The organism is Persicobacter sp. CCB-QB2 (genome assembly GCF_001274635.1).
Lineage (GTDB): Bacteria > Bacteroidota > Bacteroidia > Cytophagales > Cyclobacteriaceae > Persicobacter > Persicobacter diffluens.
Genome location: NZ_LBGV01000001.1, coordinates 3281527 through 3301792 on the forward strand (window position 1 = coordinate 3281527; position 20266 = coordinate 3301792).

Here is a 20266-nt window from a genome sequence, read left to right on the forward strand (position 1 = left end):
TCGCTTATTGCAATAATGCATTATCATCATATTTGGTCGCCATACTTGCTGGGCGGAAGGAAGCCAGGCTGGTCACGATGATCAAGGTCAGGGAAACAATCAAGAAGTCTATCCACTCTATTTTAACCGGATAATCATCAAATATAGCCGTTTGCATTCCCATCTTGACAAAGCCAAAAGTATCCTGTAGATATAAAATTCCATATCCGAGAGTAAGGCCGATAATCGCCCCGGTGAAGGAAATCAAAATCCCTTCATAAAGGAAAATCTTTTGAATCGTATTTCGCTCAGCTCCCAGGGTATACAATACGGCAATGTCCTTTTTCTTTTCAATGGCCAGCATGGAAAGCGTAAAGAAAATCGTGACCGATGCCACCCCGATTATGAAGGCGAAGGTTAAAAAGACGAAGAACTTCTCGAGTTTTAGTACACGGATCATTTCAGCATGCTGCTCATCCTGTGTCTGGATTTCGAAGTCATCTCCTAACATTTTTTGAAGGGCTGCTTTCACCTCTGGTATTGCCCGGGTAGGGACAATTTGAATCTCCAGAGCGGTGCGTCTGTTGCCATACTCCAAAAGGTCCGCCGCAAAATCAATCGGGACAAAGACATAGTTGTAATCAAACTTTCGCTCTATAGCAAAGACACCCGAGGGCGCGATTATTTTCCGATTAGTGAGCTTTGTCGGGTCAATGGAGTTAACCTTTCCTCGCTTAGGATAGAAAAATTGTAAAGGGTAAAAATCATTCTTTAAAGATAATGAAAGCACATATTGCACACCGCGACCAATAACCGCAAACATCTTGCGCCCATCGCGTAATTTAAAATCTCCTTCCACCACCATGGAATCTAGTCGGTGCTGGTCCACATAGTTGTCACTCACTCCTTTCATGGTAATGACCACCTGCGCATCCCGATAACGCACAAAGGCATTATCCTCAATCACTTCCGTCACGACTGACACCCCGGGTAAGGCCTGAATGTCCTCTAGCGTGGTCTTATCCAGTTCAAATGATTTGCCTTTGGTCGGTACTACTTTTAATTCCGGATCGAAAGTATTGTACAAGTTTTTGATCATTTCTGACATCCCATTGTAGACAGAAAGCACGATCACCAAGGCCATCGTAACAATCGCCACTTCAAACATAGAAATGATGGAAATGATGCTAATAAAAGAACTTTTCTTCTTTGACCAGAAATACCTTTTGGCAATAAAAAATGGGGTGTTCATGTAGTTATATAATCAAGGGCGATGGGCTAAAGCAATAGGTCTTAAAGATATTTTCCTAAAAAATGATGGAATAATTATCTATATGCGTGAAAATAAAAACCACGAACATTCGCTTTCGTGGTTTCTATCAGCAGATGATTAATCTTCATCTTCGTCTTCCAGTTTATCGAAATCATAATCGCCTAATTTATAGCGATCATCATTCTCTTCCGGAATCTCAATATCCTTCAACAAGTTATTAATTCTTTCGGCCTGATCCAGCGTTTCATCCAAATAGAAATTAATCTCCGGTACAATACGTACAATCTTCCCAATACGCATCCCTAGGTGTTTACGAATTTCACTTTTCAGATCCGTAATTTCTGCCAACAATTCGGCCTTATTTTCTACCAGCATAAAGCTCAGGTAGACTTTGGAAAAACTTAAATCCGGGCTGATTTCCACATCAGTCACGGTGATAAAGCTATTTCCAAAATGGTGACGCATTTCCTTTTGAAAAACGTCACTCAATTCCCGCTGAATCATTTTCGAGAATTTTTGCTGTCTTTTACTTTCCATATATTTTTATCTATTTATTACTAACACCACCTCAATTTTCATCCAAAAGCGCCTGACTCATTATAAAAGGTCAAAAAGAATACTACTTTTGTAAACGACAGTTACCTGAAATTGAGGTACCCATGGAGCTGAATCAGAAATCTCTTTTTTCAAGCTCACCTTCTAAATCACCTCCTTGATAACGACTAAACGGTATTGTACTGCAAAGCTGCGACCAAAATAATCGGGATTCAAAAGGAGTTTTTAAAATTTAGCTTGAAAAGTGGTATTTCTACTCCATAACTGAATTACAAAATTAACTTAAAAAGTAGAATTCATTGCTACGCTTTTTTAGAATCAACGACCCTTTTCGACTTTTAATTATTACAGTCATCCTGATTGCTGTCAGACTCCCCTTTTTAGTAGAGAACAGCCTGACGCAATACGAACTAAAATGGATGTTGGTCGGCGAACAGTTGGCCATGGGAAAATCCATGTATTTAGATGTTTTTGACCACAGCGGGCCACTTTCCGCAGGCATGTATTGGTTTCTGAGCATGATTTCGGGCAGATCCCCAATACTTCCCAGAATCCTGGCTTTGGTATTGGTACTGCTCCAGGCCTCCATTTTCAACAATATCTGTAACCGCTTCAAAGTTTATGAGGAAAGTAATTTTGTCCCCAGCTTATTGTATACCCTGGGGATGAGTTTGTTTTTCGAAATGCAGATTCTCTCCCCGGAACTTTTAGGGCTTTCCTGTCTTATGATGGCCTTATATTACTGCATTGAGCATATCACCTCCAGGGAACGGAACGATGAAATCGTCATTCGGATGGGACTCATGCTGGGCCTTGCCACCCTCTTTCACCCGATATTCTTTTTCTTCTTCCTGGGGATATTTATCATGATGATTTTCTTTTCGAATACCATCGTGAGGCGCTATGCCGTTATCCTTTACGGATTCTCCCTACCCATTTTTCTCGCCGGGCTTTATTATTTCTGGAAAGATGCCGGTACGAATTTCATCCACTTCTTTATAACGGAAAATATCAAAAGCATCACCCCTATGTTCAACAGCCTGGTGGTTTGGTCTCAATACTTACCCCTGATCGGTGCGCTGATGCTTTTCTCGGTGTTTGGACAGATAAAAGCATTATCTACCTGGCACATGAATAATCGCCAGACGCTCATTACCATCACGATGATTTCCCAATTGGTGGTAGGTACTTTGATCACCATCCTACTTCGGCCCAAAAATCCCCATGATTTTATCATCCTGATTCCCTGGCTGGCATTTTTCATTCCTTTTTATTTTTTCCGATTTCGAAGAAAGTGGCTATCAGAAGTATTCTTTGGTATGCTGATTTTAGGGATGATAGTGCCGGGAATTTTATTGGATACCGGTTACTGGGCACCTAATCAAAGATTAGAAAAGCAAGCATATTTATTGAAGGAAACGAATCTGCCTGCGATAAAGGATAAAAATATTTTGGTTTTGGGAGAAGACCTCAGTCCCTATTGGGAAGCACGGGCAGATCTGGCTTATATCGGCTGGCAAAGCCTTGCTGCGGACCTGAAAAACGACAAAAAAATTGCCCAATACCGCATTTTGGCCAGCTTTGGAAAACAATTGCCCGAAGTCATTATTGATCAGAAAGAAGTAATGCCTGAACTGGAAAATAGGGTTCCAAAGCTTAAAGCACAATATGTCCGGAATGGAAATACTTATCAGTTGAAAAATTAACACTTTTTAAAGATGTCCGAAAAATTAAAAGACTATCTTTGCCTTGATGTAATTAATCTAATATCATGAAGAATACCTGGATGCTCATCATTGCTGCCCTTTTCTGTGGGTATCAAGCAGTGGCTCAAGAAACAAGTACAGATAACAATAACCAAGAAAAGCTAGAATCTTATTCTAATCCTCAGAAAATCGCCAGGCCAAGCCTACCTGGTTCCTTTATGGTTTCTTTTGGATTTAATAATACCATTGGTGGCGACAATGACTTTCGTCTGAACTGGTGGCAATCGAAATATTTTAATGTTTCCTATCTCTATCCGGTTACGTTAACGGAAAAAATCTCTTTTAACGGAGGTTTTGGTATCGGAATTAATAACTGGGCTTTCCAGGATAAAGTAGGTATCGCCTCTAATGTGACCACTGCCGGAGCTCCAATTGTCACCATCTCTGGTGATGCACGAGATTTCCCTTTTACCAATATGGGAGAAATTAAAAGATCTAAACTGGCCATTACCTATATTGATATTCCTTTGGAGTTTCGCTACACCTCAAAAGGGGCGGATACCAACCGTGGCTTCAGAGCAGCAGTAGGTGGACGTGTAGGTTACCGCATTGGTGGTGGTAACTCCAAACAAACCCTTACCGGAGGAAGAACATACAAAACCAAAGAAGATTTCTTCCTTAACCAGTGGAGATATGGTTTGTCCTCTTCTATCGGTTACTCTTGGATCAACATCTCTTTCTATTACGGCCTAAGCGATATTTTCGAACAAGATAAACTTCGTATCAGTGGCGAACTTGGTACTCCAATCAACCCCGGAAACCCTTACGAGTTGGGAATCACCATTGACTTGTTCTAAAATACGCAAGCCCAAAGAAAAAATTAGTTTTTTATATAATCACAAAATATTATTTGCTAGATTTACCTAGTAAACTATATTTTTAACTGCAGTTATTATTATTTAAGCATTGGTTATGGCCTATCAACAAAAATTTGATAAAATTGACCGTAAGATTTTAGAAATCTTACAAAAAAGTGCCAAAATCACGAACGCTCAGCTTTCCAAAGAGATTGGTCTTTCTCCTGCACCTACTCTGGAACGTGTCAAGAAATTGGAGCAATCTGGGATTATTAAGAGCTATCATGCCAAATTAGATACTGAAAAAATTGGGCTTGGGGTATCCACCTTCCTTATTATTAACCTTAAAGGGCATAATAAAGAAACTTATGGAGCTTTCATGGAACACATCAATAAGATTGATGAAGTAGTGGAATGTCACTTGATTACCGGTTCAGGAGAATTTCTTCTGAAGGTAATCACGCAAGATATTGCTTCTTATCAAACCCTGATGCTGGATCATATTTCCGCCATTCCTGAAGTAGATAATATGCAATCTATGGTAGTACTTTCAAGCTTGAAAGATAGTAAGGTGATGCCTATCCCTTGATAGCGAATACATTTAAACAGCTTTAAAAATCAGAAATTTATACTGGATTAATCCAGTGGTAGATTTCTGATTTTTATTTTTATAAGCATTAGTTTGATTATATTTGAAATCCAAAAACCCTTTGGGGCTAAAGTGGGTCTAACAAGATATATTGAGCTCACCAAAGGCCTCGAAGAAAAGAAATGACAAAAGAAATGAACAGCCCAAAGAATAAAATTCTTGATCAACAACAGGTTCTGCAAAAGATCAAAAGAATGGCCTATGAAATCTATGAGCAGAACTATCAGGAGACAGATATCTATTTGGCCGGCATACCGGAAAGTGGTTATCTTTTTGCTCAGATTCTGAAGAAAGAACTAGAAAAAATAACCCCGATAAATATTCATTTATTTTCTATAATTGTTGATAAAAAAGATCCACTATCAAATGATATTCAATTGGATACGAATCCTGAACAATTAGAAAATAAAACCGTCATCATTGCTGATGATGTTATGAATACAGGAAAAACATTCTTTTATGCGCTCAAACCGCTGCTTTCCATTCCTTTGAAAAAGTTACAAACCGCTGTTCTCGTTAATAGAAGCCACACGGTTTATCCGGTCGCGGTGAACTTTTCAGGCTATGAATTAGCGACGATTCTCACCGAACACATCGAGGTAGATTTATCGGAGGGAAAAGAATGCGTTTATTTATTTTAGATTTTTTTTTTGTATATTAACAGGATCAAACTCACATTTCTTAATTAATAATTATCAATCGCATCACTGTTCACATGCCTTATTCTGATGTAAATTTGTCCAAAAGTCAGTCTATCAAAGACTTGACCTCGAATACCGAGGAATCGGTAGCGTCTAGACGAATGCACAGAGAAAGACTCCTGGAGGAGGCGGCGCTTGGACAGGTGAGTTGCGAGATTGAAAGCGGGAAAATTATTTCCCTGACCAAGGTGATTAAGAAACTGATTGGTGAAGTAGATGTCAATACCAGTCTTTATGATCTTTTCGCCAGTGCCGACGAACTCAAAGAGATTAAATTAATTCTCAGAGCCGGAGGCCCGATTACCCAAAGGGAACTACAGCTTATCCGACCGGCAGACGGCCAGTTGATCTGGATAAATTTCACAGCACTACCTGCTGAAGACGGCAAAACCTTTGATGCCATGCTCAGGGACATCTCCCGTCAGCAGGAAAGTCTGGTAGAGCTGCAGCGTGTGAATCAGGAGTTGGATAATTTTGTTTACCACTCCTCTCATGACCTCCGTTCTCCACTACGTTCCATTTTAGGACTGGTTCAGATTCTTAAATTAGATCGGGACGAGAAGACTATCGATAAATGTCTGTTGATGATTGAGGAGTCAGTAGACCGTTTAGATGGTATCGTCACCGAAATGCTAAGCCTTTCCAGGAATCGCCATTTACATGATTCTATTCAAAATGTAAACATGCTGGTGGAGGTGAATCAGGCTATTGAGCATTTTTACACCGTGATTGAAGATCGCGGACTATTATTCAAAACGGATATTCGTCAAAGAATACCCTTCTTTTCTGACGTTGCCCGCGTTAGAATTATCCTCAACAATCTTATCTCTAATTCCATCAAGTTCCGAGAGTCCGGGGTTAGTTCCCCTTATGTATCAGTCTCGGTACGATGTAACTCCAAAAAGTTAACCTTAACCGTACAAGACAATGGCGTAGGAATTCCTAAAGACAAGCATGAGAAGATTTTCGAAATGTTTGTTCGCGCCAACGAAAAAAGCAGCGGGTCTGGATTAGGACTCTACATCGTGAAACATGTAGTGGAGAAATTGGAAGGCAGTATAAGTGTTCAATCCACAGAGGGCGAAGGCTCTGTTTTCACCGTAGAATTACCTAATTTAGCACCTCAAGTGAAATAGTGCACACCCATCCGCCTGGCGGGTGAAAAATTAAAGGTAATGTCTGTTCATAAAAAAGAAATCAAGAAAAAGGTTACTACCCACCGCCTGATGAAAATGAAACAGGAGGGGGAAAAAATCTCTATGCTTACGGCTTATGATTATTCCATGGCCAAGCTTATCGACGGTGCCGGTATCGACATCATCCTTGTTGGAGATTCAGCATCTAATGTAATGGCGGGTAATGAAACGACCCTTCCAATCACATTGGATCAAATGATATACCATGCTACTTCAGTAGTAAAAGCCGTTGACACAGCATTGGTAGTGGTTGACATTCCCTTCGGCTCCTATCAGGGAGACTCTCACAAAGCTTTGGACTCTGCCATCCGAATTATGAAAGAAACGGGTGGACATGCCGTAAAAGTAGAAGGTGGAGCGGAGATCAGGTCTTCCATTGAGCGTATCTTAAGTGCAGGTGTACCTGTAATGGGGCATTTAGGCCTTATGCCTCAAAGTATTTATAAATACGGAACCTATACCGTACGTGCAAAGCAGGAAGAAGAAGCGGAGAAATTGATAGCTGATGCCTTGTTGCTGGAAGAATTAGGCGCTTTTGCATTGGTATTGGAAAAAATCCCTGCAGAATTAGCGAAAAAAGTGGCGGAGAAGTTAACCATTCCGGTGATTGGAATTGGTGCCGGATCCGGTGTTGACGGTCAGGTATTGGTGATGCACGATATGCTGGGCATCAACAATGAATTCAGCCCTCGCTTCCTTAGAAAATATGCGAATCTTCATGAGGAGATCACCCGTGCGGTAGGTCGTTATATTGAAGATGTAAAAGCAGTAGACTTCCCGAACGAAAATGAGTGCTATTAATTAGCCATCTATGATAAATGAAAAAATCCCCGGCTTTAATAGAGGCCGGGGATTTTTTATGCGTAAGCCGATAGATCATCGGCTATTACGGTAAGGATGATAAGGGACGAATTTTTCTTTAAGCCAAATTATTCACGGCTAGATTTAGTAGTTCGTCTCCAGATGTATGCTTTCAACCCAACAGGCTTATGTCTACTGATTTATTAATAGCCCAAATTGGGGCAGGCTTGCTTGCTACTCATTCCTCTGCTTCATTGGAAAAAACTTGAAATAGGAAAATTCCCCCATTTTTACCGTCTTGCAGCTATGCGAGGATTTTAGCAGGAATAATCCAGCTGAAATAGCCCAAAGGCGGGAAGCCAGCTGCTCACAAGACCAATATCCATTGAACAGGTTCAATTGCTTTGAAGAAATCGGCTTAACTCAATAAAGATTCAATATCATGTTGAGAAAGTTCCTTGACAAAACTCTCCTCCGTAGTGATTAAAGCATCTGCCAGCTGTTGTTTATTCTGCTGCAAAGCCAATATCTTTTCCTCCACAGTGCCCTTACCAATAAACTTATAGGTGAATACCTTTTTCTTCTGACCAATCCGGTGAGCTCTGTCCACGGCCTGCAATTCCACTGCTGGGTTCCACCAGGGATCAAGAATGAATACATAATCCGCCTTAGTCAGGTTTAAACCAACCCCTCCGGCTTTTAATGAGATCAGGAATACTTGCACCTCATCATTATTCTGGAAGTTGTCCACGGCCTGTTTACGGTCCTTGGTAGTACCATCCAAATAGGAATATACAATATTACGCTCTTCTAACTGCTGACGCACCAGGCTTAGGTGCTTAACATACTGGCTAAAGATCAAAATTTTATGCCCCTCAGAAATACCACTTTCCAGGGTGGTCATCATATCATTCATCTTTCCGGATTCGCCCTTGTACGCCGTCTCCACTAAAGCGGGATGGTTAGCAATCTGGCGTAGCTTAGACAAACCTTGCAATAAGGTGAAATGTGATTTCTTCAGGCCTTCCTCTTCAATCTGCCCCAAAATCAAATCGCGATAATAACTCTTCACCTGATCATAGCGCTTCTGCTGCTCGGGTGCCATGCTGGAATATTTGACATTGACCACCTTCTCCGGCAATTCCTTGGCCACCTGCGACTTATGACGACGCAAAATAAAGGGCTTTATCAGACTATAAAGTTTCTGCGTTTTCTCTTCATCCTTTTTCTTTTCAATCGGGTTCAAATACTCATTTCTGAAAAAAGATTGCCCGCCCAAAAGCCCGGGGTTAATAAAGGTAATCTGTGACCATAAATCCATAGTACTATTTTCCAAAGGCGTACCTGTAAGAATCAGCCTGTTTTTGGAATTCAGCTTCTGAACGGCCTGGGTAATATTGGAAGCCGGATTTTTGATCGCCTGAGACTCATCCAAAATCACATAATTGAAATAGAACTGGCTCAAAATGTCTACATCCAGGCGAATAATACCATAGGAAGTCAGCACCAAATCATAATTGGAAAACTTACTGACATCCTTATCCCGATTTGTCCCGGTATAAATCAACACTTTCAGCTCCGGGGTAAATTTCTTCGCTTCAATTTCCCAATTGTAAATCAGGGAGGTTGGCATCACCAACAAGGAAGTTCCCTGACTGCTTTCCTCTTTAGAGGCCTGCAATAAGGCCAAAGTCTGGACTGTTTTTCCCAGTCCCATATCATCCGCCAAACAACCACCAAATTTATACTGCGCCAAAAAACGCATCCAATTATAACCGGCCTTTTGGTAGGGACGAAGCTCCCCGGAGAAGCCCTCCGGAATCGCATAATCTTCTATCTGCTCAAAGTCTCGTAACTGTTCCAGCTTGCGGTCTATGGTCACTTTGGCCAGGGTATCCTGCTGTAGTTCCTCCACCAACATCAAATGATGCTTTTTCAGAATCACCTCCGAATCATCCTCAGGATGATCTTCCAGAAAGCCGACCAAATCCGCATATTTGGAATACCATTCGGCCGGTACTAAAGCCAGCTCACCATTAGGTAGCGTCAGCATGCCATCCTTACGCATGGCATTTTTCAATGACTTGATGGAAATACGATATTCCCCAAATTGAATGGTAGCATGAACATCAAACCAGTCGATATTCTCCCGAATCTCCAAAATGAATTTCGCCTCTCCCACAAAGAACTTACGCCCCACTTCTGCATCTCTCTGCTGGAAATTAAAGCCCTCTTTTTGCAGGTCTTCATAATGCTCATTGAGCCAATTCATTCCTTCTTTTAAGGGTAATACCCATTCTTCAGACTGACTGTCTCCCTGAAATCTGGCAAGTCTTTCTTTAAATGCTTTTTCTGCTTTAAAATTTCTTTTGGTTCTATGAAAAGCAAAGCCCATCGCGTTTTCTTCTAAACGCACCCCATAAGGTTGAAAATTCCTGGCCGGATAGGCCGAATCCCCATACTGAAAGTTCAAAGACAAGGCCAGCATGGCCTCCTGATTGGTATCTGTTTCGGGCAATATTTCGTGGTAACTCAAAACAGGAATTACTGGCTTCTCCTCCGTGAAAACTTCGAAAGAATCACTTTTCACATCAAAGGAAGCCACTAAAGGAGTCACGAACTTTTGGAAATAATTCGCCCGAATTTTGTCCGGAATCATGATGAAGAATTTCCTCAAAAAAGGAATCAGCTTCTTTCCATCTACCGGAATTTTAAAATGGTAAACTTTTCCATTCGCCACTAACCAGGCAGGTTCTTTACAAAGCAAATAAGACCCATTCTGCTTGAATTGTATATTTTCCCCTTCACAGTACACTGTCGGGAAATAACGCGTGTGATCTTCCCTTTTCTTGAAATGGAACCATAGAGAAGCTTTTTCCCCTGCCCATTGCAATTCACTTTCCGCCGGATAACCATCCTTTCCCATTTCAAAGATTGGTTTACCTACCAAAAGCGGAAGGAGCTTGGCGCGTTGCATTTCCAGATAGGCATCTACCTCATCCTTAATACCTGCTTTATTTACTTTATAGTATTTCTCGAAAAAATCAGACAGCGAAATATGCTTTCGCGAAAATTTACGCATAATAGCGTCCTGCTGCATGGCATCGATGATTTCCAGCAACTCATAATCTCGCTCATCCAGCCCTTGTTGAAACTCCGGCGCATTCTGAGCAGAAATATTTTGATAGGACAAAGTCAGCTTTCCTTTAGCATCTTCCTGAATGACAAAGGACTCAAATAGGTAGCCCAGGCACTCATGTTCAAAAAGAGAATAGATTAATCGGAAAGGCTGATCAGTAGCTACTTTCATTAAAAATAAAATTCGTGAACATGCAAAATACGGCAAAATCTCTTTTAAAAAAATGAAAATCGCATTCCTGAGATGGTCGATTCATCGGTAATTCTGATATTTGCATCTTCAAATTAATTGTAAAAAGGAAGCTTCCTCATGAAAAAATGGATCAACATACTGGCCTGGATAATGGCATTCGTCGCAATCATCGTGTTTTATGCCTCAATTCGGTTTCATGAGCATGAAGTCCCCCTGACTTTTGCCGCACTGGTCTCTTTATTAGCAGCCTATGGCGTGCACCGGTGGTCGAAGAAAATTAATGAGAAGAAATAAGCTGGGCTAAGCTAATAGGAAAGCGCCTCCACTACTTTTTCTACATTTAGAGGCAATAGGAAGATTATAAGATCGTGAAACCTTTTTTTTCACGACTTTTTCAAAGGTATTCGCCGATTAATTGCTGAAAAATTTCACTGAAATAGGCATAAAAACCGGACTTAACTCCTTGTATTTTACGTTTTCAACATTTTTAGCCTACTTATCCACAATACTTATCCACAGTGTGGATAAAAAAACAGCCCAGACAGATGCCTGGGCTGTTTTTTTGTATATTTTAAATAAAATTATTCAATGGAACGATTCAGGTACTCATCAAAGTTGACAGCTTCGGTTTGATATTCGGAATCAAAATACGGCGAACTCAACAAGAAATCCGCAGAAGCAATATTAGAGGCCACCGGAATATTATAAACCACCGCGATACGCAGCAATGCCTTAATGTCCGGATCGTGCGGTTGTTGCTCTAATGGATCCCAGAAAAAGATCAGGAAATCGATCTCTCCCTCTGCAATTTTGGCTCCAATTTGCTGATCACCACCTAAAGGACCACTGAAAAAACGATTGACTTTGATATCCAAAGCTTCTTCCAATAGCTTTCCGGTAGTTCCTGTAGCAAATATATTGTGCTTGCTCAATTTATCTTTATGCTGACGCGCCCAATCCATCATGGATGCCTTACGATTATCGTGGGCGACCAAAGCAATATTCTTGTATTTACCTAATGTGGCCATAGCTCTTATTTGTAAAAAATTCTTGCAACAAATTACCAAATTCCCCAACAAAATCCCTCGGGAATACCTGATTATTTGGAATTGAAACATCTTGTTCAAAATCTGATGAAAAAAAAGGCAGGAAAGAAATACTTCCCTGCCTTTCGATAAAGCCGAATTGGGTATGCTCCCTCCTTATCTAGCTGCAAGGAGGGAGAATGAAGGAATAATGCCTTCAAGCCTCCCTGTATTGATTGATGCTATCGTGCGCATCATTCGGGTTAAAATCCGTCATCTTCATATAGTGGTTCATCCTCTATCTCTTCTTCCTGCTTCTCCTCTACTACTTCCTCTTTTTTCTTCTTTCCTTTTTTCTTCTTTTTCTTCTTCTCTTTCACCGGCTCTACCTCCACTTGTTCGTCCTCTGAGACGGCTTCTTCCGTTTCCTCGCCAAAGCCATCATCAACGGTTGCTGTATTTTCTTCCGAATCATCCCCATAGAGGGAATCCTCATCATCCGCTACAGATTCATCGTATAGAGACTCATCGTCAAAAATGATATTCTCCGTATCCTCATTCTCTTCTAAACTACCCGCATCAAAGAAAGGATCTCCTGAATCCTCTGACAAAGTAGGCTCCGCAATCTGATACTCTTCATCGATATCCATATATAACAGGCGGAACCTGTTGACATAATCCAGTACTTCCTGTTTCTCCCCAACAGCCAGAATAAATTCTCCAAGCTTGGCCTTAGCCACATTACTTTTCTTGGCTACTTGTGAGTTAAAGACCGGATCCCCGGAATAAACGATCAATCTGTTCTCCGGAAGGTTGTAATTCAGATAATACCAGGCATCCGGGCCTCCATTGATGAATAAGCTCATCACATCTCCTTCAGCGGTTTTAGAGACCTCCAGATATCCCTCCATTTTGGCATTTACATCCAAAGAAAGAATACTGGACACGCCAATTTTCCCGGTAGAATACCAGGCCGTTTGCTCCTCTGACCACTCCATATCAAAATCAGAAAGCACTATTCCTCTCTGTAATCGACGAGACATTTTCACCAAAGGTGCATAGTCTGCGGATAATAAAGCCTCATAATCCTTCGTCGCTTTATCCCCAATGATTTCCCCCACCTTATAGAAGAGCTTGGTCAGGTCTTCATTTGCTTTTGGATATCCACCATCTTCAGCGGCAATATTCAGATTGTTCCCCATTGAGGTGAGCGCACCTCCAGGTAAATCGGTCTCAATGGTGGTGAAACCATTAAAACGAACCGTGTTATTATTCAGGTTACCGGAACCAATCGCGGAAGCGCGCATCATAAACTTATTCACCTTCGGATAAGGATTCATAAACAGGTTTACGCCCCCTTCAAAGACGATATCCGTAGTTTCTTCATTAAAGGTATATACCTTACCAGCGAAAGAATTCGCCCTGGTTTTCATGGTATCCTCTACGATATAATGCGCCTTTTCCTCATCGTAGGAAAGCAAACCGTTCGGAACGAAAAAGTCTTCATCTCCTCCGCCACGCTTTTGAAATACGAAAGTAGAATAAAGAACATTCGTGCCCTCTTCAAAGTGAATACCAGCGGTTAGTAATTCCCCATTTTCGGTAATAGCGGAAGCAAAGTCAAAGATAATCTCCTGCTGTTCTTCATCATTACTCTGATAAACAATCCAGGTATCGTAATAGGGAATATTTTTCAAGTCAAGCTTCACAAAACCATCCAGCTCCAATGGTTTGCTGGTCGCTCTCATTTTTGCGGTTCCTTTGAAATACATTCCCGGAGAAATTATTAATTCATCGGCCTCTACAATCTGCCCACTGGACTCGGTGTGCAACTGTTTCTTTCGGTCAGGTTTCAATTCAAATTCATCCAGCTTAATATTAAAGGTATCCTGCACTGCATTCACAAAGCGGTAGGTGGCATCTCCTTCAAACATCTTTCTGGAAAGAATATCAATATTACCATCAAACAGGTTGTGATATCCGTTCAGGGTATCAATGACCAAAGTCGCATTGGTTAATCTCGGCAATACAAAGTTAGGCAAAATTTTAATCCGGTTAGAGTCCGGCGTAATCATGGCATCTGCCACTACGATATGCGGAATACCGGTAACGGACATCTCCTGCGCCTGAATATCGTAAGTTGCTCCCTCGGCAGAGAATACCAGAGAATCCATATCAGGACGAGTGGAGTAGAAGTAGGAATCGGAAATATCGACTTCCTCCGGCTTGGTCATGATGATGATGTCCTCCTCCAGTTTCCATTCTGCCTCTGTGATAGAAGTCTTGGTCATCGCATAAGGGAAGGAAATGGCAGCATCTCCCTCAATCTCCGGCGAAATAGAGGCCAGGTTATTCTCCAGGTCGAAGTCTACCTCCACATAATCTCCATAGAGGGTAGATTTCGTGGAATCTTCTGACAAAATATTAAACTGCGCCTCCCGGGCCTGCCACCTAAACTCTTCGAAGGTCAACTGTTCTGAATGCGTTTGAGAACCTCGAATCTCCAAATCTCCTTTTCCTCTTAAACCTTCATGCGTCAAGACCGCTGCACCGACCATATCTCCTTCATTGTAGAGCATAATGGGCTTGTCGGTGGTTTTCAAAAACAAGCTATCCTCATGAGGCAACCAGAGTAATTCTAAATCCTCCGCGCTCATCGACGGATAACTGATTCCGGCGAAATCTCCGGCTTCAATCATTGAGGAATTTGCAAAAGCGACCATGGAATCCTGATACATGGTATACTTTTCAGATTCGGACTGGGAAGCAAGCAATTCAAATCTTCCCTCTCCCTGCAATCCATTTTTGTCTAATCGAATTTCATCATAAATGATGCCGTCCGTATCATAGAGGGTATAGCCCTCCTCGGGCACCGTATGGACAAAACCCAGGGAATTATCCGGCATGATGGTCATTTTTTCTTCAAAATCCGGGAATATTCCTCCGGAGACAAATCTACCCTGGAAACCAATGGCGGAAGGATCTCCACCCGCTAAACTATCGATAGAAAAGGGCGGAATGATGAAATATACACTCTTATCGTAAGCCTGATCCAAATAGGTCGGATTATCGAAATATACCACGGCACCGCGCTCGGCATCAAATCTCGGATAGTTTGGGAATACCTTTCTACCGGATTTATTGTCAGGACGGTTGATATATAAAGTTCCGTTCGTTGCTCCCATATTGGAATTCAAGCTTGAAGTCAGTTGCTCATCCGCAGAAACCAAGGAGTTGTCTACTTTCTTGCGCTGGCCATTGGCCGAATCCGGTAAGTAAAAACGAATAGAATCAATTTGATCCAGCTGAATCAGGAAGCTATCGTAACGGAAAACAAAATCGTGCCCTACAAACTCAAAGTTTCCGGAGAATAACTTTCCATCAAACTTAAAGTCTCTTTTTCCAATCAAATCAATGGATTCCTGTTCCGGAATAATATAAACATCCAGCTTTTCACTCAGATAGAATTTATCAATTCCCCGGACCGTCATGCGAGAATCATTCAAATGAAGCGTAGCATTCGGTGCCGCATTGGTCCTGGATGGAATGGTTAAATCATCATAATCTTTTTGCCTTCTGTAGGAGGCGGTGTAATGATAAGCCTTATCCTTTACGGTGATAATGTTGGAGATCGCATCAAACTCTATAAAATTATTCTCCCGCATTTTGAACATGGCGTGCTGCGCCTTGGTATAATCAAGTTTGTAATACTCGACAAAATCCAACAGGCTAAAGGTTTTCGACCGAACCTTATTGCTGTAATTCGTCAAGCTGTTCAGCGGGTGAAAACCATAGGGATCACTTAGTGATTTGTAATTTTTCTTGTTGAAATAATCCTTGGATTCAAAAAATGCCGGTCGATGATCACGCGCTTGGAATATGGAAATGTCTAAACTATCATGCGCCACATTCCATCGCAGGTAATCCGCCTTTACATCCATATCGTAATAGGTGATCCTAAAAGAGGAAAGCTCATTATTTCCTCTGTTTTTCAGGGCATGAATGGTAGAATCCTGTTGCCGATAGGTAATCTTCATATCGGGATGAAACAGGGAATCACGACCGTATTTCACCACTATCTTACCATTCGGCGCTACAAAAGTAGAGTCCGTATATTCGATAATGCCGCTTCTTACCAAAAATTCCCGATCATCACCTCTGGAAAAATGCACCTTACTTTCTCCTTCAAAAATGGAATTGGAAGAAGCATTTACCCCCCAGAGAGAATAACCTCCCAAATATTCAAAATTATCATTGATAAAAGATGCTAATCTCACATTGCTCCCATAAGAAGTAAATCTGGGATAGGTAGGTTTGGCATTCTTCCCCACCCGGCTTGATTTATATTCGAAATAGCCCAGTGTCGGTTCCGTCAATTTCTCCGGATAAAACATCGTAGCCTTGTTTACTTCGAATTTGGGTTGCTTGGTACTGAAAAAGAACTTCTCAAAAGTACAATAGGGACTGCCCTCTGTAAAACCGGCAATTTTCCAATCAGCCTTTCCACTGTACGCTACGAAAATCCCTTCCACCAATAAAAAATCTCCCTGAATACCCGAAAGAACCAGCGTATCAAAAGGCGTTTCAAACTTTAGCTCCAGCTGGTCGAAGTGAATATAAGGCCCTTCAATAGCGGGTGCCTCATCCTGAATAAAGGAATCCACCATCTCTTCCAAAGTCTGGGAATTTTTCTCCTCCACAATCACATTCCCACCGGTGGCACCGCTCCAGTTATCATCATCCCAATTTAAGGCAGTATCCTCGTTTTTTTGGTCAGTGCTGTCATCCTCTCCCCAATCCCAGCTACTCCAGTCATCATTAGTGTTTTGACTTTCCTCAGCATTATCTCCCCAGCTGCCCCAGTCCTCTTCGCTACTTTCCTCTGCAGGTACCGAACTATCCTCCGAGGACTCTTGCGTAGGGTCATAAAAGGTGGTATTCTCATATTTCAAGGCAAAAATAGCCCCCTCACTGGCCTGAAGATTAAAAAAATTGGACCTATTCAATTGCTTATACTTCAAAAAAGTATGAAGCGCCTGGGTCATCTTGACAAAATCCCTTGAGGAAAGGGCCTCCAACCCATTTTCCAATTGGTCCAATAAGCCATCATACTGCACTACAGAGAGACCGGCCTCTTGTCTGCCGGCAGTCAGTGTTGCGGTCACCTCGTAAAGAAAAGGCTTGGCTCTCCACTGCTTTTCATTCATCTTATTGTACAGCACAAAAATTCGTCTTTTCTGGCTATCGGAAAGACTACCTCCATTCCATAAAGAATCGAACTGATGTCCTGCCAAACTGAAACGCTCAGAACGCCCCTCCTTCATTACCTCCATCACCCGAATGGCTAATGAATCCGGTGCTTCAACAGTCTTCATCCTTTGGGAAAACCCCTGATGAAAGCACGACAGCATCAGGAAAACTAAAATCAATAACGGTCGATGCATTTTTTGCAATCTAAAATTTATACACTCTTATCTCATTCCCTGATCCAGGGAAATGACTTACCTGTTTTTTTTCTTCGCCCCTTTTGAGGCCATTGCCTGGGTATGCCCAAATACAGGAAACCCAATAATTTGTCTGAAGCTTCCAAGCCAAAAAAAGACTTCGCCTCTTCCATATAGGTAATCCCTCCGGATCCCCAATAACAACCAATACCATAGGCGGTAGCACTTAATTGCATATTTTGCACCGCTGCTGCTACTGCGGCTAATTCTTCTACCTCTGGCACAGCCGCCCTGCGATCCCTTTTCATGCCAATGGCGATAATATGGGAGGCCTTGAGCGGTTTGGCGGCTAACTTCTTAAACTTATCTGAATGGAAATTTCCCTGCTGCATACTCACTTTTTGATAAAGACTGGCTTGAAAATCAGCCAAACGCTTTAAACCCTTTCCGGTAAATACCGTGAAGTGCCAGGGCTCGGTAATTTTATGGGTAGGCGCCCAACAGGCATTTTCTAATAATTGCTCGACGATGGCATCGGGAATGATTTCACCGGAATATTGCTCCGGATAAATGGATCTTCTTTTGGCAATCAGTAGGTCAATCTCTTGGGTGGAAAATTCCATATCATTAGCTATCCAATTTAAAAAACAAAAAAACAAAAAAGGAAGAAATAATATTCCTTCCTCCTCAAATAATATCATTTAATTAGGGAAGTCCCCTCTCAGGGCCCTAAATCGTTTCCTGGCTTCCTCTACATGAATACTTCCCGGATAATCACTCAGAAAAGACTGATATGCATCCATGGCGGCCTGTGCATCTTTGATTTGATGTTCATACAAATCAGCAATTTCAAAAGCGGCATCATCCGCCAGTATATCCTCTGGTCCACTTTGTACGACCATTTTTAGGCTTTCCAAAGCTGCTTCAAAATTCCCCTGCTCTTTATACACTTTGGACATCAGATAATAAATCTCATCTGTTAACCCATGACCGGGATAGTCCTTCAGCATCTTTTTAAGCCTGCTCAGAGCCTCTTCATTCTTTTTCTGGAAAAGGAGTAGGTCTATGGCTGCATACTCCTCCATAGGAGCTCTGAGAGTGTCTAGTGCCGTATTGTCTTTAATCAATAAACTCATGGACATGGCGTCATTGGCAATTTCCCGGGTGGTGGCTTGTTTCAGCACATCCAAATGCCCCGCAGCCAATTCAAAATCTCCGGTATAGTAAGAAAGCTTGGCACTTCTGAGTTTCGCTTCATAACCAATGGGCGTTTCTTTCCCTTCTTTTTCTACCTGGGCATAGAGTAATCTGGATTCCCAGGGTTGACTTTTCAAAAGAAAAATATCTCCCAGCGAAATTTTGCATTCCAATTTCAAATTTTTAGGAATTCGGCCTCCCTGGGTCACCTCCTCCAATAATTTGATGGCCGTATCATAATCTTCCTTGTAAAGCGCGTGTAACATTGCTTTATTTTTTCGGGCCTCAAAAGTGGCGATCGAGGGCGGAACCTCTTCAATCAGCTGTTGGTAGCTCGAAATAAGTTCATCAATATCCTCCATATCTACCGGAAAAGTATTTTTAACTTGTTCCTCCCGGGCATTGATAATGGCATTTCTGGCAAGATAATAATTGGGGCTTTCCAAATAATTTTGGATGACATAGTCATAAACCATGATGGAGTTATCGTAGTCTTTATGCTGCAAAGCCATCCGGGCCACCTCCATTAATTGATCCCCATTTGATTTCTTTCGTTTATCCAGACTTCTTGCCTGAATAAAAGCCCCATAAAAATTCCTTTGCTGCAGATTGGTCCAAATCAAAAGCTCTGCATAAAACTCTTCCTTCCCGTCCTTTTGAATATGGTCAATTAAATAGGCCTCAAAGGACTCTAAATCTTCAGGCTCACCCAGCGTCGACTGAAGGACGTTCTTCACGTAGGAGCGATTCTTGGGGTTCCTGACGGCCATCTGAACATATTCATCCACCATCGGATCTTTTTGGTTCGTCAATCTGTAAATATTGGCCAGTTCATGCGCAAACATCCCATCGTTCTTACTGACTTTTCTCCCGAACTTAAAAGTAGCAACAGCCCAATCAAATTCCTGCGCCCGATAAAACTCCTGAGCAAGCCCTCTGATTTTATTTAAGTCTTTTCCCTGGGCCTCTATCAATTCCTCATAAAACTTATCTTTCAGATCATTCTGATCGCTTGCAGCTAATAGACGGCCCTGATCTACCTGATACACGAAAACATCCGGATTTTTTTTAACAGCCCTGCTCAGGTACTTTTCAGCCCCTTTGAAATCCTTTGTACTCAAAAGTAAATCAAAATAGTTCTTATGTATCAAAGGAAGGTTTTCATTCTGTTTGGCCAACTTTTCATATAAATCCAGAGCTTTCTCCACCTCCCCCCGATTTAAATATTCTTCCGCAAGACTTACTTTTTGAAAATCTTGCGGAAAAGCAGGAACCGAAAATAATAAGCTTAAAAAGACAATTCCCAAAATCCTTAGCGCCCCTTTGGTTTTCCACATATTAGATAGTATTAGATTATATATATCTTTTTAAAAAAGAGTTATTATTCTTATTACGCTGTGAATTGGTGGATAAGTTACTCAATATTTTGAATTAGGGGATTATTACACTTTTTCTTCACTGAATATTAGGTTTATCCACATAGCTTATCCACATGGAATTCCTTATTCTTTAGGGTATTAACATGAAAATCCTAATTTTTTTATTTTTTGTG

At 41.5% G+C, this 20266-nt stretch carries 14 protein-coding genes; 7 read left to right on the forward strand and 7 right to left on the reverse strand.

The window, feature by feature from the left end; translation table 11 throughout:
- Positions 1-4: 4 nt before the first annotated feature.
- Both NG22_RS14480 and rbfA read right to left on the reverse strand, forming a co-directional pair.
- Positions 5-1231, reverse strand: a complete 1227-nt coding sequence (locus NG22_RS14480) for an FtsX-like permease family protein (protein ID WP_053406381.1) — start codon at positions 1229-1231, stop codon at positions 5-7.
- Between the two features lie 138 nt (positions 1232-1369).
- A complete protein-coding gene (gene rbfA / locus NG22_RS14485; RefSeq protein ID WP_053406382.1) occupies positions 1370-1789 on the reverse strand; it encodes a 30S ribosome-binding factor RbfA in 420 nt (139 codons plus the stop codon).
- A gap of 317 nt (positions 1790-2106) precedes the next feature.
- On the opposite strand from rbfA, the gene NG22_RS14490 reads away from it, so the two are divergent.
- From NG22_RS14490 to panB, 6 genes are all read left to right on the forward strand, one after another.
- Complete coding sequence (locus NG22_RS14490) at positions 2107-3513, forward strand: hypothetical protein (protein ID WP_157601118.1); 1407 nt, start codon at positions 2107-2109, stop codon at positions 3511-3513.
- A 65-nt stretch (positions 3514-3578) separates the two neighbouring features.
- Positions 3579-4370, forward strand: coding sequence for a porin family protein (locus NG22_RS14495; RefSeq protein WP_053406384.1), 792 nt, complete (start codon positions 3579-3581; stop codon positions 4368-4370).
- A 115-nt stretch (positions 4371-4485) separates the two neighbouring features.
- Positions 4486-4959: an Lrp/AsnC family transcriptional regulator gene (locus tag NG22_RS14500; protein WP_053406385.1), complete on the forward strand. Its 474-nt coding sequence runs from the start codon at positions 4486-4488 to the stop codon at positions 4957-4959.
- 182 nt (positions 4960-5141) lie between these two features.
- Positions 5142-5660, forward strand: a complete 519-nt coding sequence (locus tag NG22_RS14505) for a phosphoribosyltransferase family protein (RefSeq protein WP_253275701.1) — start codon at positions 5142-5144, stop codon at positions 5658-5660.
- Positions 5661-5734: 74 nt separating this feature from the next.
- Entirely contained in the window at positions 5735-6856 is a 1122-nt protein-coding gene (locus NG22_RS14510) for a HAMP domain-containing sensor histidine kinase (RefSeq protein WP_053406386.1), read from the forward strand.
- A 39-nt stretch (positions 6857-6895) separates the two neighbouring features.
- Positions 6896-7717, forward strand: coding sequence for a 3-methyl-2-oxobutanoate hydroxymethyltransferase (gene panB / locus NG22_RS14515; RefSeq protein ID WP_053406387.1), 822 nt, complete (start codon positions 6896-6898; stop codon positions 7715-7717).
- A 418-nt stretch (positions 7718-8135) separates the two neighbouring features.
- On the opposite strand, the gene NG22_RS14520 is transcribed toward panB, so the two are convergent.
- Positions 8136-11027, reverse strand: a complete 2892-nt coding sequence (locus NG22_RS14520; protein WP_053406388.1) for a DEAD/DEAH box helicase — start codon at positions 11025-11027, stop codon at positions 8136-8138.
- A 171-nt stretch (positions 11028-11198) separates the two neighbouring features.
- Here NG22_RS14520 and NG22_RS17860 point away from each other — a divergent pair, with 171 nt between their 5' ends.
- On the forward strand, positions 11199-11342 hold the full coding sequence (locus NG22_RS17860) for a hypothetical protein (RefSeq protein ID WP_157601119.1): 144 nt from the start codon (positions 11199-11201) through the stop codon (positions 11340-11342).
- Between the two features lie 287 nt (positions 11343-11629).
- Here the strand turns inward: NG22_RS17860 and NG22_RS14525 are convergent, their stop codons facing one another.
- The 4 genes from NG22_RS14525 to NG22_RS14540 all read right to left on the reverse strand — a co-directional run bounded on the left by NG22_RS14525 (position 11630) and on the right by NG22_RS14540 (position 20051).
- Complete coding sequence (locus NG22_RS14525; protein ID WP_072159324.1) at positions 11630-12076, reverse strand: methylglyoxal synthase; 447 nt, start codon at positions 12074-12076, stop codon at positions 11630-11632.
- Positions 12077-12336: 260 nt separating this feature from the next.
- Positions 12337-17448: a hypothetical protein gene (locus tag NG22_RS14530; protein ID WP_053406389.1), complete on the reverse strand. Its 5112-nt coding sequence runs from the start codon at positions 17446-17448 to the stop codon at positions 12337-12339.
- Positions 17449-17549: 101 nt separating this feature from the next.
- Positions 17550-18140 (reverse strand): nitroreductase, encoded by a 591-nt coding sequence (locus NG22_RS14535; RefSeq protein ID WP_053406979.1) that lies wholly within the window; start codon positions 18138-18140, stop codon positions 17550-17552.
- Between the two features lie 78 nt (positions 18141-18218).
- The gene (locus NG22_RS14540; protein ID WP_053406390.1) at positions 18219-20051 is read right to left on the reverse strand and encodes a tetratricopeptide repeat protein; all 1833 of its coding nucleotides are present in this window, start codon (positions 20049-20051) and stop codon (positions 18219-18221) included.
- Between the last annotated feature and the right edge of the window lie 215 nt (positions 20052-20266).